At 41.1% G+C, this 16,553-nt stretch carries 13 protein-coding genes; 5 read left to right on the forward strand and 8 right to left on the reverse strand.

Annotated features, from left to right (window positions below; all coding sequences use genetic code 11):
• Positions 1-172 precede the first annotated feature (172 nt).
• The 5 genes from ABIL39_10530 (at position 173) to ABIL39_10550 (ending at position 8,748) form a co-directional block, all read left to right on the forward strand.
• Positions 173-1,687 carry a flippase gene (locus ABIL39_10530; protein MEO0166557.1) on the forward strand — a complete coding sequence of 505 codons (1,515 nt, stop codon included), beginning with the start codon at positions 173-175 and terminating at the stop codon, positions 1,685-1,687.
• Positions 1,678-2,901: a glycosyltransferase gene (locus ABIL39_10535; GenBank protein MEO0166558.1), complete on the forward strand. Its 1,224-nt coding sequence runs from the start codon at positions 1,678-1,680 to the stop codon at positions 2,899-2,901. The genes ABIL39_10530 and ABIL39_10535 overlap by 10 nt, the downstream gene beginning before the upstream one ends.
• A gap of 329 nt (positions 2,902-3,230) precedes the next feature.
• Complete coding sequence (locus ABIL39_10540; GenBank protein ID MEO0166559.1) at positions 3,231-4,472, forward strand: GNVR domain-containing protein; 1,242 nt, start codon at positions 3,231-3,233, stop codon at positions 4,470-4,472.
• 154 nt (positions 4,473-4,626) lie between these two features.
• On the forward strand, positions 4,627-5,916 hold the full coding sequence (locus tag ABIL39_10545; protein ID MEO0166560.1) for a hypothetical protein: 1,290 nt from the start codon (positions 4,627-4,629) through the stop codon (positions 5,914-5,916).
• 18 nt (positions 5,917-5,934) lie between these two features.
• Positions 5,935-8,748 (forward strand): family 16 glycoside hydrolase, encoded by a 2,814-nt coding sequence (locus ABIL39_10550; GenBank protein ID MEO0166561.1) that lies wholly within the window; start codon positions 5,935-5,937, stop codon positions 8,746-8,748.
• 4 nt (positions 8,749-8,752) lie between these two features.
• Here ABIL39_10550 and ABIL39_10555 read toward each other — a convergent pair whose 3' ends face one another.
• The 8 genes from ABIL39_10555 to ABIL39_10590 form a co-directional block, all read right to left on the reverse strand.
• A complete protein-coding gene (locus tag ABIL39_10555; protein ID MEO0166562.1) occupies positions 8,753-9,217 on the reverse strand; it encodes a GAF domain-containing protein in 465 nt (154 codons plus the stop codon).
• Positions 9,217-10,788, reverse strand: a complete 1,572-nt coding sequence (locus ABIL39_10560) for an FAD-dependent oxidoreductase (protein ID MEO0166563.1) — start codon at positions 10,786-10,788, stop codon at positions 9,217-9,219. Before ABIL39_10560 ends, ABIL39_10555 begins: the two co-directional genes overlap by 1 nt.
• On the reverse strand, positions 10,775-11,569 hold the full coding sequence (locus tag ABIL39_10565) for a 4Fe-4S binding protein (protein MEO0166564.1): 795 nt from the start codon (positions 11,567-11,569) through the stop codon (positions 10,775-10,777). Before ABIL39_10565 ends, ABIL39_10560 begins: the two co-directional genes overlap by 14 nt.
• A complete protein-coding gene (locus ABIL39_10570) occupies positions 11,566-11,706 on the reverse strand; it encodes a hypothetical protein (protein ID MEO0166565.1) in 141 nt (46 codons plus the stop codon). The genes ABIL39_10565 and ABIL39_10570 overlap by 4 nt, the downstream gene beginning before the upstream one ends.
• Before the next feature lie 87 nt (positions 11,707-11,793).
• Positions 11,794-13,020: a GWxTD domain-containing protein gene (locus ABIL39_10575; protein MEO0166566.1), complete on the reverse strand. Its 1,227-nt coding sequence runs from the start codon at positions 13,018-13,020 to the stop codon at positions 11,794-11,796.
• Between the two features lie 493 nt (positions 13,021-13,513).
• Positions 13,514-15,022 carry a DUF6029 family protein gene (locus ABIL39_10580; GenBank protein ID MEO0166567.1) on the reverse strand — a complete coding sequence of 503 codons (1,509 nt, stop codon included), beginning with the start codon at positions 15,020-15,022 and terminating at the stop codon, positions 13,514-13,516.
• 58 nt (positions 15,023-15,080) lie between these two features.
• The gene (locus ABIL39_10585) at positions 15,081-15,641 is read right to left on the reverse strand and encodes a TlpA disulfide reductase family protein (GenBank protein MEO0166568.1); all 561 of its coding nucleotides are present in this window, start codon (positions 15,639-15,641) and stop codon (positions 15,081-15,083) included.
• A complete protein-coding gene (locus ABIL39_10590; protein ID MEO0166569.1) occupies positions 15,638-16,228 on the reverse strand; it encodes a hypothetical protein in 591 nt (196 codons plus the stop codon). The genes ABIL39_10585 and ABIL39_10590 overlap by 4 nt, the downstream gene beginning before the upstream one ends.
• Positions 16,229-16,553: the final 325 nt, after the last annotated feature.

Genomic DNA, 16,553 nt, shown 5'->3' on the forward strand with positions numbered 1-16,553 from the left:
TTCATCATGGCCTCCGCCATGATTTTAAAACAAATTGAAAAAGAATCAAGAGACAAATCCATTTTTATCACCCCCACCTTAATCCTCCCCCATCAAAGGGGGAGGAAAAAGTGAGGAGTACTCAGCTCTAACGAACCTTGCAAGAACAAAAGATTTATGTATAATTTAAAATATGACGCGGAAAAATCTTATTGCCCGTAATGCGATTTTGAACATCGTAGGCCATACCTTACCGCTGATCATCGGCATCGTTGTGCTTCCTTATATCATAAGATATCTGGGATCCGATCGCTTTGGTGTGTTGTCGCTGATTTGGGTGGTGTTGGCTTACCTCATGTTTTTTGACTTCGGTTTAGGCAGGGCCACGACTAAATACACGGCTGAGGCCCTGGGCAGGAATGAATTAACGCTAATACCCAGTTTAGTTTGGACCTCGGTGAGCATCCAATTATTAATTGGCATCAGCCTCAGCGGTGTCATGCTGGCCCTCATTCCTTTTTTTACCGAACGGATCCTGAACATTCCCCCTCATTTAATACACGAAACCCGTGCTGCCTTTAATATCATCTCTATCTCCCTTCCTTTGTTGATCGCTTCCTCACCCATTCGAGGAACCCTGGAAGCTGCCCAACGCTTTGACCTGGTGAATATCGGAGTAGTGCTCTCCGGAATTTTTCATTTCCTTCTTCCTTTATTCGGCTGCTTACTAAATTTTGATCTCCCGGGGATTGTCCTCCTCCTCACTATCTCTCGCATTGTCATCTTGCTATTGTTCTTTCTATTTAATTTCTCGATTTTTCCCCAAATTAAAAAGATCAGGGTTGATTATCGCATCTTGCCGAAATTATTTTTATTCGGTGGTTGGATAACCCTGGGCAATCTCGTCGGACCAATAATCAGGTATTTCGACCGCTTCATCATCGGTTCAATTATTGCCATCGGCGCCGTCACCTATTATACGGCTCCCTTTGATATTGTCGAGCGGTTGTGGATAATCCCCACAAGTTTGATAATGACGCTCTTTCCGGCCTTCAGTGAAATTGCCGTGCAAGGCGACAAAAATGAGTTAAAAAATCTGTATCTCCAGGCACTCAAATATCTTATTATCGTTTCTGGGCCCGTGCTTTTTATTTTTCTGATCCTGAGCGATAATGTTTTACAATTATGGCTCGGTACCCAATTTGTTGCGAAAAGCAATAATGTTTTACGTATTCTCTTGTTAGCCTCTTCATTTGCCATCCTCGCGCCAGTTCCGGGAAGTCTCCTCCAGGGCATTGGCCGACCTGATATTGTGACCAAGATCTATTTCTGCGAACTCATCCCAAATTTTTTGATGGTCTATTTTTTTGTAAAATGGTTGGGAATAAACGGTGCCGCGTTAAATTTTGCTATCCGTTCCACAATTGAAACACTTTTACTTTTTTACTTTTCATCAAAAAAAATTGGATTTTCTATCCAAATGTATGCCGAGAACGATTTACTTAAAACTCTGGCTCTCACGCTGGGAATGGGTGTGGTCTTTTTTGGGTTAGCACTTTTTTGGGATATTTTCACATTTAAAATTCTCATTTCCCTCTTCTTATTATTCAGTTCTCTCTTTTTAACCTGGCGCTGGCTTCTCAACAGCCATGAAAAGAAGACGGTGCTTTCCACATTGCATTTTATTTTTAAATCAAGATGCGAATAGCCATCTTTCATAATCTACCATCCGGAGGATCGAAAAGGGCACTTTACGGATTTGTTAAATATTTGAAGATAAAAAACTACTCAATGGATCTTTTTCTTCCCGAGACTGCCAACGAAGATTTTTTGCCTTTAAAAGATTATGTGAATAAATTGAGAATATTTCCCGTAAAACGGTCGCCCGCCGGGATGTTTAAATCCTTTTGTTGTTATCTCCCACCGCTGAAGTTTTCCCTTGCAGATATTGAAGATGCCCAGAAAAAAATTGCCCAGGCTATTGAGCAGGACGATTATGAAGTAATCTATGTGGATCAGGACCGCTTCACCAATTCGCCTTTTCTTCTTAAGTTTGTCAACAAACCATCAGTCTATTATTGTGCCCAACCATCCCGAAAAAGTGAGATGGAGATTTTAAGAAAGAATTTATTTAAAATTACGAACCAGGGATTGTTTGAGAAACTCAGAAAATGTTGGCAGGCCTATGCTGGAAATCGGTTAGAAAAGATCGATATCGAAAATGCCTCCCATGCCCGGTATTTACTCACCAATTCCTTTTTCTCCCACGAAAATATTATGCGGGTCTACGGAATAAATTCTTATGTCTGCTATCTGGGGGTTGATACCGAGTTTTTTAAACCCCTCGACCTCCCCAAAAACCATTTTGTCCTCTCGGTGGGCGAGTGTGCTTTCCATAAAGGATATGATTTCATAATCCGCGCCCTCGGTCTAATCGACCCGCGGATTCGACCGAAATTTTTGATCGTTGCCAACAATGTTGATCCGGCCTGGAAATCATTTCTTTATACGCTTGCCCAGGCACATGAAGTAGAGTTAGTAGTGAAGCAAAATATCAGTGATCACGAACTCCTGGAACTTTACAATCAAACAAAGATGATTGTCTATGCGCCGTATCTTGAGCCCTTCGGTCTGGTGCCGCTGGAGGCGATGGCTTGTGCAACGCCAGTGGTAGCTGTGAAAGAAGGAGGAGTACGGGAAAGTGTCATTCATAACGAGACCGGGATCTTGACTGAACGGGATGAAATACATTTTGCCGAAGCGATCCGTGAATTATTAGGTGATCAAAAGCGACAATCTCAATTGGGAAAAAGGGGACGGGCATGGGTCCACAGTTCCTGGACTTTGCGGCATGCCGGGGAACGGTTGATCGCCCATTTAAATAGAGCCGTAGCGAATTCTGCCCCGGGTGGTACCTGCTGAGTCCTCTCAACTTTTTGTCAAATCATTTTTATGTGCTAAATTATTAGCGGTAGCCGCACTCTTCAGGGTGCGAATACCCCAAGATTTAAAAACATTTATCCGCAGGCTAAAGCCTGCGCCTACCATTTTACCAGTTACCACCCGACGACTTCAGGTTGGCATTTTTTATTTATGCAAGGCTAAAGCCTTGCCCTACAAAAGTATCCAGCGCTAAATCATTGATTACCCTTACAAATCTTGTCCATGGGTTTTATCGTTCCTTCAAATATGAAGAGGACTCAGTGGTACCCGCCATTGACTTTTTAGGCTTTTTGACTATACTTTGAATTATGTCCAATAAGCGTCTATCCTTTGCGGAATTAATTCAATACCTCACCAAATGGCGGAAGTTTATAATTAGAAATGTAGTAATAGTAACACTGCTCGCAGCAATAATTAGTCTGCTAATCCCCAATAAATACACCGCCACCGCCAGCATCCTCCCGCCCAATCCCAATCAGGATATAATGTTCGGTTTAATGCCCTCATTAGCATATCAAGTAGGGACATCTGGACTTTCCCGATTGGGAATTCTGGCCGGTGGGACGACCCAGTCGGACCTCTTTGTGGCAATAATGAAAAGCAGCACCGTCCGCGGGCGTATCATTGAACGTTTTAATCTCAAAAAAGAATTTAAACAGAAAACGATGCATGATACATACAAAGCCCTTGATAAAATTACCAGTATTAAAGTATCAACTGAGGGTATCATTTCGGTAAGTATTACATATAAAAATAAATTTCTTGCGGCCGATATCGCCAATGCCTTCATTGAAGAACTCGATAAATTCAATAAAGAAAATACCATGACCACCGGCAAGAAATATCGCATTTTTATTGAGCAGCGCTTAAAAGCGGTTGAAGACACTTTAGCGAAAGCCGAAGAGGCCTTGCGGAAGTTTCAGGAGAAACATCGGACGGTGGATTTAAATACCGAGATTGAAAATGTGATCGAGACGATCGTCAAACTGAAAAGCGAAATCATTCTCCGGGAAGTACAAAAAGGGGCGATCGCCTATGCCAGCGGGTTGGAAAATCCCTATCTGGCGAATATCGAACGGGAATTGCGGGAGTTAAAAAAGCAACTAGCAAAGATTGAATTCGGTGGGAAAGGAGAAGTGAGCGAAGGGTTTGGTGCAGGATTTGCGGTACCGCTTGCCAATCTTCCAGAAATCACCCTGGAATATGCCCGACTGGTACGAGACCTCAAGGTGCAGGAAGCGATATATGAACTTCTTATGCAACAGTATGAACAGGCAAAAATGATGGAAGCAAAAGATACCCCAACGGTGCAGGTATTAGATCATGCCGCGCCACCCGAGAAAAAAAGTTTTCCCCGAAGGACTTATATCGTAATCGGTGCCTTGCTTTTAAGTTTCCTTTTCAGTATCCCGATAATCTTTCTTTTGGAATACTGGCAAGAAGTGCAAACGCAGCCCGGAAAACATGCCGCGCTGATCAATTTCATTGATACCATTAAAGGGGATCTTTTAAAGACTAAAAAAATTTTATCGGGCAAAAGCCGAAAGTAATTAGAGTAGTAATATGCACTCCTACCATATTGAAGCCCTCCCCAATATAGGTTTTAGGCAAATCATCTCCTCGCCTTTAAACATCTTCTTATTTGCAATTTTAATTTTAATACAGATAACTTTCATAATCCTATTTGCCTACCATGGCCCGCTTATGATTCTTGTCATCCTGAGTATCTCAGGATTATTCTTTTACACTTTTCTTTCCGTGGACAGGATGTTTTATCTGCTATGTGGCTATATTGCATTGGCGGTTGAATATATTTATTTATCTTATTTCCCGGGATTTCCAATTTATTACTCGCTGAAATTTTCCATTCCCCTTTTTGCACTTTTACTTATTTACTGGCTTATTTATCTTCTCCGGGCTCCCGAAAAAACTGAATTTAGGGCACTTGATTATTTAATACTTTTTTATTTAACTCTGGTGGGAATTTCTTTTGTCCGGGGAGTGTTGTATGGATTCAGATTATCCTATTGCATATGGGACTTAATGGCTCAGCTCTGGTATGTAAGTTATTTTATTTTTCAATATTCCCCCCTGCGCAAGCAGATAGCAAAATTTTATGACATAATCTTGGTATTTACTTTTTTGCTCTCTTTTGAATACATCTATGGCTACACCCGTTTGGCACCGTTAGGTGGATTATTTCTGACCCGCATCGTGGGGAAAAATATCCATCTGGCACAGTTTGCCCTACCTTATATTGGCGGAATATTCATTTTTGGTGCACCGCGCGGGCGTAAAATTCTTGCTGGCATCGCCTTCCCCGTGATATTAACTGCGATATTCTTCAGTCAGCAACGCTCTTTATGGTTCAGCGTGATCTTTACCCTTTTTGTGCTATTCTTGTTATTTCTCTATGTGCGCCGCAATTGGCTGATCAGAAATATCAAAAAAATATTATTAATCGCTCTGATAATCGTCTTTATCTTTATCGTCTTTAATGTGGTTCTGGATATCTATTTTAAACAAAAATTGTTCTTGACAACCCTTGCACGCCTTTTGGTATTTTTGAACCCGGAGTTGTTTACCTATGACCTATCTTGGCGGATAAGATGGCGTGAAATTGGACTGGTCTTTGAAGACCTTACAGGACATCTACTTTTCGGCCGGGGCTTTGGCGCCTCAATCGTTTCCATGGATCGGCATTTTGTCCTGCTGGCACCAGACCATGCATATTTTTATATTCTGTGGAAAATGGGCATCGTTGGAGTCATTATCTGGTTCTTAATCCAACTGCTATTCATCAAGAAATGCCTGTTCATTTTATTCAAAAGTCCTGTGGCGCTGGAGAAGATCTGGGCGTTAAGCGCATTTTTAAATCTCATCGGTTTGATGATAATTGGCCTTTCAAATTGTGCGCTCACCACCTATGAATATATCTTTATCTGGGCAGCGATGATTGCCACTGTGGAGATAATCTCGCGAAAATATGCCTGAAAGGTTCTATTTTCTTTAATGCCTTATTTTACTCTACTTTTTATTCTATTCATCGGGGATGAAAAAACCTGGCATTTAGCAAATCATCCGCTTGCACTTTTTGTTTCTAAGGATCAAGGAAAAATAACCGCTTTTTTTCTCAATGAGAAAAAATTGAATACTCGTTCTTTGGAATTATTGGTCTGCGGCAAAAAAATTGAGAGTTTGGTTCAAAACTGGTCTGGGAAAGAAGTAAAAACCCAGTATCAAGTTCTTTACGGTGAAAACACTTGGGAAGATTTTACCATAAGGAATAAGTACCTTCTGGACTCATCTGCATTTACTTGGCAAGTTACAATCACCCCGCGCTCCGCTGTATCGAAACGACTGAGCCTCAGTTTTGATCTTCCGCTGGTAAATAGTATGGACCATCTGTTCGATTACGAAATTGGGATACCTGTTCCGGTAAGTGATTTCCATAAAATCCAATTTTATCGTCGGGATTTTTATCTTCCTGTTATCACCCTTTACAACTCAATTGAGAACATTGGTCTCAGTATTATCGTAGATATAAAAACGCCGAAACCCGCATTGTCCATAAACCTTACGCAAGAGAGCATCATTATCAATTTTGACAATCTCACCTGCACCACGGATCGTTCACTTACTTTCACCCTCTATCTCCTGGTTCATGAGGCTGATTTTCGCCCAGCCTTAAAATTTCTGCTGGAGAAATACCCAGAATATTTCCAGCCCGTGGTCTTGCGGGATGGATTTGACGAAGGCTGGTTCTATCAAACAAGTGTCTTTGATGATGAAGATAGAATAAAATTGGTAAAAAGGCAAAATGTCAAATGGGTCGAATTTCACTGTTACTTTCCTTTCTATGGGTTATACGTTCCTCCCTATGGGGATTGGGGGCTGATTTTTGACTCCGATGAGGTGAGCCTGCACCAATGGCAGAGCGGTGGGGGTAGGGTTCGCACCAGCTTGCGAAAAATAAATGAATTGATTGCATTATGGCACAGATATGACATACAAGTATATTTATACTTTCAACCTTTTGAGGCTTGGCATCAGTATGCTACAAAATACTTTTCTGGCGAAATTGCACGGGATCAAAAGGGTCAGCCACTACCGGCATGGAAATTCTGTAATCTAATGAATCCAGATCCAAATAACAAATGGGGAAAATATATCACTGAACAGGCAAAGCAGGTCTTGCAGCATTATCCAACCATTGATGGAATCTTTTACGACCGAATGGATTATTATCACTACGATTTTTCCCACCACGATGGTTATACCAGTATCAATGGTAGACCTGCTTATATGCTCGCTTTTGCTCTGGAAAAAATCAATAGCGAAATTTTTGAAATCTTTCATAGAAAGGGGAAGGTAATCTGGGGGAATGGACCTACTTCAATCGAGGTATGTAAGAATCTTGATGGGATAATGGCTGAAGGAAACCTGAGCAATCTTTTTAAATTACAGTATCTTTGTGCCACGCGTCCCCTTGTCTATCTACCTTATGATGCTACTCCCCGGGCAACTGAGAAAAAGTTAAAATATGCACTCCTCTGTGGCGCATTTCCTGCCCTCAGCTATGGTGATTCAATATGCCAATTGCTGGAAAAAAGGTATCAAGGCTTATTTGAGTTAATCAAAAATAGAAAATGGGTATTATCGAGTAATCCAATTGTGGTTCCCAAGGATTTTCGTGCCAATATTTTTCAGACACCCGAAGGCGATTATGTCGGCGTCGTCGTCAGTCCGCGAAAAACACAACTACTCGACCATCCTTATGAGTATAACATTCCGATAACAATAAATACGCCTGATGCTTCGCAATTAAAATATTTATACCTTCTCTCCAGCGACTGGCCGGGCATTGTCCGGCTGTCGTTTAAAAGAGAAAAAAATAAAATAAAATTTTCAATTCCCGCGCATCTCACTACCTCGGTCGTCTATCTTTCCCGGAAAGAAAGATTCAAAGCGACTTATTCCCGGATACCCATTCCGGATTTAGAACCTGTTTCCTGCGCTCCCGTAGATGATATATATATCAAATTCACAACCGGTGATACGGTATTATTCTATTTTGCCAATAATACCGGTGAGCAAATCAACCTCAAACTGGAAGCGCAATTTATCGATAGCGAAGGAATTATTAAAATCCCTGAAAAACTGTTACTGGGTAAATTTTCAACACGCACCACCCCACTTTTTATTGCACCCCGGCATTCTGGAAAAATCAAAGTAAGGATGATTCGTGAAGGCAAAGTTATTGAAAAAATATTTCCCTTCCGCATGTGTCTCACCCCTGAACCCGAGGATCTTTTTTATGATGAATTTAAAAGGGGCATGGAAAAATGGCAAGTAATCCGAGGTACTTGGAATGTGGAAAAGGGGGCTGTCCGAGCAAAAGGCGAATCCCATTTAGCATTCGTCCTTAATAAAAAATGGAAAGATTATGTATACGAAGTAAAGACCAGAATGCAGGGAAGTGAAAATCCCTTTGTGGACTGGCTTAAATCATATCTATTCTTCCGGGTTCAAGACGTAAATAACTTTTATCGTTTCGGCATTCACGGCGATGCAGGGACGATTGATTTATATAAATGCATCAACGGGGAGTGGAAAGAGATTGCCTCGGCATTATTTGAACCTGAGCCCAATAAATGGTATGTATTAAGAATCGAAGCCCTTGGCCCTCGGATAATCGGCTATCTTGATGGTGAAAAGATCCTGGAAGTAATGGATAATACCTTCGACTCCGGGGGCATTGGTTTAGGAGTGCTGGAAGATGGTATGGTTTGTGAATACCGGGAAGTAATCTTAAAAAATCGCTAATTAATCAAAACAAGTCTTTTATTTTTAGGGCTAGATCTTCCAGAAAAGTCTTATCCTCTTCGGTAAAAGGTGCTAATGTATGAGAATCTATATCAATCTCAGCGATTACCTGGTCGTCTTTGAATACTGGCACGACAATTTCTGACTTCACCTTCACACTACAGGAGAGATAATTCGTCTCTTTTGATACATCCTGGACAACAAAAGTTTCTTTTTTTTCGGCGGCCTGTCCACAGATTCCCCTGCCAAAGGGAATTTTTGTATGTTCAGTCGGTTCACCTACATAAGGACCGAGATATAATTCCTTCTTTTCATTGTCGGCAATATAAAATCCGACCCAGTTGTAATAAGGAACATTCTCTTTCAAAAGTTTGCAAATTTTTAACAATTTCTCTTTTGAATCAGCCGGACCTTCGATAATATTGCCAATCTCGTTCAGGAGCGACTCGAAAGTTTTCTTTTTATCCATTACGGTCTATACCTCAGTGGACAGACCAAACAACGCTTTGCTTCATTCTTTAAATCTTCGGTCACCGGTGTTTTTCCCACCAATTTAAAATCTTTGATACGCTCAGCCACCGGTCGATGGGGAATTTTTATTCGCGGTATGTTAAATATCTCCCAGTAAATAGGATTAGAAGGTATGATACTGGCTACCATATTAATTAATCTTCCGCTCAAATACTTATCAATCACCCGGGCAACACGCAAACCATCGCCCACGGCATGGGCTAGGGTCTGCGGACCCCTTACCGCATCACCACCGGCAAAGACTTTTGAATTACCTGCCCTGCCATTTCTTACGACAATCCTGCATCTATCATCAAGATTGATATAATCCCTCAAAAAATCAGTAGATGGAACCTGGCCGATTGCCGAAACGACTTTGTCAACTTCAATCTCAAACTCCGAATTATCAATTATCTCAACCCTACCCTTTCTACCTTCTGGTGCTCGGGTCTTTGCCATCACTACTTTATTGTTTTTTATACGAACTGGTGTGGTATAAGGATAAATCTTTATTCCCTCTTCTTCTGCCGCAATCTTGTTTTCTCTTTCAGCAGGCATATCTTCTAAACCCCGACGATAATATATTGCCACTTCATTTCCACAGCGTAACAGACTCCTTGCTACATCAAATGCGGTATTGCCCCCGCCAATCACGGTGACTTTACCAAATTTGAGCATCTCACCATTTTTAATCCGGTATAAAACATCAAGTCCACCAAGTGCTGATTCTTCACCTTCAATATGAAGTTTTTCTGATTTGCCTGCACCGGTTGAAATAAATACTGCATCATATTCAGCTATCAACTCTGCCAGATTAATCTCCTTACCCACCTCAATATTCGTCTTTATTTCAAATCCTGCCTTTTTAAGCAATTCAATCTCTTCTTCAACAATTGCACGGGGAAGGCGGAATTCAGGGATATACATGCTCAAGACACCACCTGGATATCTTTCTTTTTCAAAGACCGTAACCTGATAACCCCTTACCCCAAGTTCATAGGCGGCAGTCAAACCACAAGGACCCGCTCCGATTATCGCAATCTTTTCTTTTCGCCTTTTTGTGGGTGCTGTCGGTTCTTCAGTCTCAATCGCATGTTTGAGATAGCCGATTGCAACCGGTTCATCAATTCCCCTTCTTGTGCAATTATCCTCACAAGGTGCCGGGCAGATCAACCCAAGAATTTTGAAAAACGGAACGAATGGATATCTGTTTTTATTGCTCACAATCAGATTGATATAATACCAAGGTGCAATACCTGCAGGACAGTTCTTCTCACAGGGTGGGGCATAAAATGTTTCGCCACGATATGCATCATAGATATTAAAAAGCCAGAACAGAATCCAGGAACCAAGTAATAGCCAGAAACCAACCGTGAGTTTAATCCAGAGGATTCTTGTAACCAGGATTGAACCATAGAAGAAGATCATAAACATTATGCCGGTCAAAATACGCTTGGAATATATCTGACCGCCACCCACAATAAATGTGGAAATTATTGCGGAGATTATTCTTTTATTATTTCGTTCCATAACCTATAGCCCCTGTTGGACATTTTTTTACACAATCAAGACACCGGATACAGTCAATATTATATTGCGAAGTATGTATTGGCACATCCATCGGACAGACGGCTTTACATGAATCGCAATCAATGCATTTTGTTTTATCGACCTGCAAGCGGAAGAGACTGAACCGGTTGAATATTGAATAAATTGCACCCACCGGGCAGAATGTCCTGCAGAAGAATCGCTTTATATAAATAGAAAATTGTATCACAAAAACAAGGATTGCCATCTTGATCCAGAATAACCAGCCCACGAGCGCCTTGATATCCCCGGTTTTATCTGCCATTACCAATGGAATTCCTGCCTCAATTATGCCAGCAGGGCACATTTTACAGAACCAGGGCTCTCCACTGATCCAGGCAATCACGCCTGCCACAGTTATCAATACCGCATATTTGAAATAACTAAAAGCTTTTGGCAGACGCATCTTGAATGTTTTTAACTTGTAAAGCAGATCCTGGAACAATCCGAATGGACATAGCCAGCCGCATGCCATTCTTCCTACGAGTGTTCCCACCATCCCGAAAAACCCTGCAATATAGAATGGAATTAAATGGAGATTGAAAAAGTGCTGTAAGCCACCAATAGGACAGGAGAAAAGGGATAGTGGGCATCCCCAGCAATTCAATATCGGCACACAGCCTTGTTTTAATGGTCCCTGATATATTCCGCCTTGCCATATTGCCGGATAATTACCCAGGGTGATTGCTGAGGCGATAAACTGGATAACTCGCTTTAACTTCATTGTTGCAACCCCATACAGGATAAACACATCACCGAAGCCACACTCTCGGTCTCGGTAAAATCACCAACCTTGCCACCATAAATTATCCCGGCAATAAAGACAATGAGCAAAACGATAATCAAAACCAGCCTTTTCATATTACCCCCTTGAAGATTCTGAAGTCTATAAACACGGGTTAAATATAATCAAATTTATTCTTCAGTCAAGAAAAAGATAAATCTTTTTTAACGAATAAAATGCCACAATTCTTCTCTGTTTTCGAGCGCATCATATTTTTCCTGCTCGCCTAATTTAGAAGCGCCCATCAATTCATAAACACCATCACGATTTATATCCTTGAATATCACTTCCAATCCCTTTGTTTCATAAATCCATACCTCCTGAGGGTCGCATACATGAGCACCTTTAAAATAGATATCCGACCTTGTAGCAACTCCAGAATCACCTATACGAATCTCATCGGGTGGACCATTCTTGATATAGTATCTTCCCATTGGGGTATCCCGACCTTTGATAAAAGAAGTAGAAAATCTTCTATCCGCCTCCAGAAGTCTTTTCTCAAATTCTTTGTAATTTCGCCTTGCCCAAAATTTTTTTAGATATTGAATCTGGTCGGCATGGTTCATTTTTAGAAATTTTTTATATTCCTGGTCAGTAACCAAGTATTCAATCTCCCAAGCAAAAGGCTTATCATCAATTCCGGGAAGAGCTTTTTTAATATGAAATGCAGCCTCTTTCTGGGCTCTTATGTTTAATGCCGGTTCAAATATTTCAACGACAAATTTAAAAGTTCCCTCCCGATAATCCCAGAGGCTGATGGATATGGTATCAAACTGGATGTAATCATATTTTAAACGTCTAAATTCATTTTGGTAAATTACCTGATACAAACTATCTCTGATCTGATAACAGACAGAATAAAAAAGGCTGTCCGGGACTAATCCGTAGATTTCTACATAAGAAAATAAAGTATCGAGATCGGTGTATTCAGGCAGAATTTTGGGCGTAAATTTTATCCCGCTCCGACAAAAAAGTGTATCGCATCGGGTTTTTGAACCCAAAACGAGATCACTAAGATAAAAAGGCGTTGTATCACTGATCACCTCAAATGTCCCACTTGCCGAAAGCCTTTCACTCAAAAGTGTGATGGCCATTTCATAGCCAAATCTTCCCGGATATAAAAAAATAGGGAAGTAATCAAGAACAAAATTTCCCATCTTTGAACGCTCAATCCGGATACCTTTGATGCCTTCTCTTATCGCACTATCCCCGTTCTCGGAATTGATAATTATCCGATAATTATATTTATACAAAGAATCTGCTGAAAGAAAAGAACAAACCTTTTCCGCGGGAATTAAATACCAGATTTCCACATAATTGTTGTTAAAGGCAAAGCAATGGACAAAAAAGTCTTTCGATAACAACCCCACTATCAAATACAAATATATCATCAGAGAATTATAAAGATTTATAAAACCTTGTCAACGAGGGTAAGTCCTCAGGCCTCTCCACTTTTTGTCAAATTATTTTTATGCGCTAAATTATTAGCGGTAGCCGCACCTTCAGGGTGCGAAATACCTTAAGATTTAAAAACATTTATCCGCAGGCTAAAGCCTGCGCCTACCATTTTATCGATTACCGGACGACCATCTCAGGTTGGCATTTTTTATTTATGCAAGGCTAAAGCCTTGCCCTACAAAAATCCAAACGCTAAATCATTGATTACCCTTACAAATCTTGCTTATGAGTTTTATCTTTTTATAAAAAATATGGAGAGGACTCAGGGGTAAATCCAGAGTTCGCCCCACCTGAGGGTTAGGGAATTTTTCGAATCACAGCAGGGACTCCGAACCCTTTTATCAGGATGGTTGTTTTGTGAATTATTAATCTATGAATTGCAGATTATATACTGCAATCAAACAGTGTAAAAATCGGCGGTATTTCTCAGAATATGCTGGTCAGCACTGCCTTGACACCCCGGAATGGTTCTTCAAACCGGCAGACACCACCAGAGCAGACCAGACCGCCCTTTTCACCACCGACCCTCAATCTCAAATTATGTCTTGTCGTCAGATCAAGACTCAACTCCAGCATAGGCCAGAAGGTCTCCTCACCTAATTTCGGTATCAGCCATTCCGGGACTCGGTCTCTTTTCTCAGCGCGCACGGTCAGAACGAACCTTTCTGGTTTACCAACTGATATCGATGCAGCCCGGTCTGTATATTTGCTCGTATCACTCATCACCATCGTCTGCTCCAGCCCGGCCTCAACGAAAAATGCGCCAAAATCATACTGCAATTCAAGATAAGGTTTGGTCTCGGTCTTTTTCTGAACCGGCAATTCAATCTTCTGCTTGATTATATGGTCAACACCGAAACTAACCTCTGACAGCTCTGTAGGATGTGTTATCGCCTTCGCACTTTGTTCTAATACACCACCCATCTTATCCATCAGATATAAAATTTCGCCAAATTTGCTCAAATCTGGATCATGGGTTGAGACCTTATTATTTTCTATCTCAAGGGAGAGAAAATCAAATGGTGATGCGACAATTGATAATCCATAGCCGATCTCATCAATACCGCGATTCACGGATATGCCAGATTTAATTGGGGTAGGTGGTTCATTATAACGATATTCTGCGCCACCAAAACCAAGGTCCTTATAATCGACATACTGGAGCGAAATGCCAAAACCCGGTAGTGACAAACCAGTGGTAAACAGATAGCCATCCCCTTTTAATCTTCCACCCACCACCGGTATCGTTCCCCAGTGTCTGCCATATTCAAAGTAATTCTCCCATGGTCCTAATTTCAAGTTGATGTTACCGCCGAATAACTCCGTGTATGCCTTGGGTGTTAAATCTGTCTGTTTGTGGATCCTCACATACCTGCCACCAATGTTTGTATTGAAGCCCCATGGATTATCAAAATTTAAGACCTTTGTCTCCAAATTTACACCACGAATTTTATCGGCAGTATCATTCTTTACTGTATACCGGAGTTCCTCAAAAAATATATTACGTGGTTTGCCGGCAAGTAATGTTAACTGGCTTTTGAAACCGCTCAGCTCTGCTTTTAGACCATAGAGTGAGTTATCGTTATTGAAATCTTCATCGAGAAATTGATTCAAACACAAGCCCCTGCCAAATGTCGCATAATATCTTCCGTAGAGGATATTCACCGGATCTTTTTTGTATTGCGCCGAATAATCGACATAGGAAAGTTTGCCAACCGTGCGCAGCGAAGGATCCCAGAAGAAAAATACACCGCGCAGGGTTAGTTCTTTATAATCAAGGGCCAGTTTTAACTTTTCGGTGATATGATCTTTATAATCCGCGGTATCAAGTCGGGAATCCACAAAGAGCCAGTATTCGGCGCGATTTGAACCGGTGATGCGTAAATCCTGGGCAAAATCAAGGCGCAATATAAGCAGTGTAATTAAGAAAGGCATTAGCTTTTTCCCAAGCCTGGTCGATGCTTGTTTTTTAGATTGTTGAGGATACATCAGGTTATTCATGACATTTACCCTTACAATTTTTACCCACCAGACAGCGGACCTTTTCCACGATTATCTCTTCGTCCCCAGGTTTGTATCCTTGATGCACAAAAACAATCTTTTTATCCTGATTGATAATAAAACTTGTGGGCATTGCCTGAACATTATAGAATTCACGGAGGATATTATCGGGATCAAGGACGACGATATATTTCCATTTATGGCTCAGCGCAAATGGTTTTACCTTGGGGACCGCTCTGGCCTTGTCCTGGCTGATTGCCAGCATCTGCAAACCCAAAGAATCAAATTCGTCATAAAATGGTTTAAGAGCATCGAGTTCTTTGATGCACATCTTGCACCATAATGCCCAGAAACTCATAAATACCGGACCTTTCTTCAATAACGAATCAAGGCAGATTGTATTACCATCCACATCTTGAAGGGTAAAATCAGGTGCGGTGGGTAATTCCTTTTCCTGGGCATAGAGAGGTGCACACACGAATAATAATAGTGCCCCGATTATCAATATCTCTAATTGTGAATTTCGCATTTTGAATTTCGCAATTTTTTTCATTTTACCTCCTCAAATTTTGTGCTGACTGTTTGCATAATTTCTTTTGTCTCCATATTTTGAATAAAAACGGTCGCCCGCAATTTCGATGCCGGGATGTTATGGGTAAACTCAAATTGTTGTGTAAGGCTATCGGGGAACTGGAGTTGGAGGTTGAATTCGTATAACGACCTACAGACACGGTTGAAAATAAAGCCATAGGCACCGGGGAGGCTGTCTTGAGTAATTGCAATGAAGGCCTTAATTTCTCCTTCAGGTATAGTATCTGCGGCAACTATTTTAAGTTTGAAACTGGCGCTCGAAGGACCGGTAAATGCACTGTCGATACTCAGGTTATAATAGGGAATGTTGCCGCGTGCCAGTTGATAATGAATTTCATAAAGACTGTCATATTTTTGGGGATTGGCCTCGAATACCGCATCGGTTCCATCAAAAATTACATGAGGAAGGTTATAACCGGTATTATAAAAATCCTCTCGTTCCTGTGCCTTGGGAATCATGTACGGACCGTGAAGATGGTAGCAAACGACCACCAAGGTATCACCGGTTTTACTCGCCACACTATCAAGTAACGCCCGCTCCGCGAGCATACAGAAACCTCATCCATCCTCAGTAAATAATTCAGCCAGTACCGTGCGCGCAGTCGGTTCGGGGAATTTTACGACCGGTGCATCCGAACAGAAGATAAAAACCAATGGAATTAAAAATAATTTTTTCATGGGGTAATTATATGCCTAAATGCTTTTAAGTCAATAACAAAATTGAATTCAGAGTATCCACTTTATACCTGCGATGGATTACGTCTTTCATCAAAATAAAATCTTACCCAAAATAAATTTAGATTCTCAGGCGAATAAGAGTATAGTTTTAGAATTGAATTAATCATGCTCTTTACTCCTGTGATTATATCTCTTT

The sequence above is a fragment of the candidate division WOR-3 bacterium genome, assembly GCA_039802205.1.
Taxonomy (GTDB): Bacteria; Hydrothermota; Tepidihabitantia; order SM23-42; family JAOAFX01; genus JAOAFX01.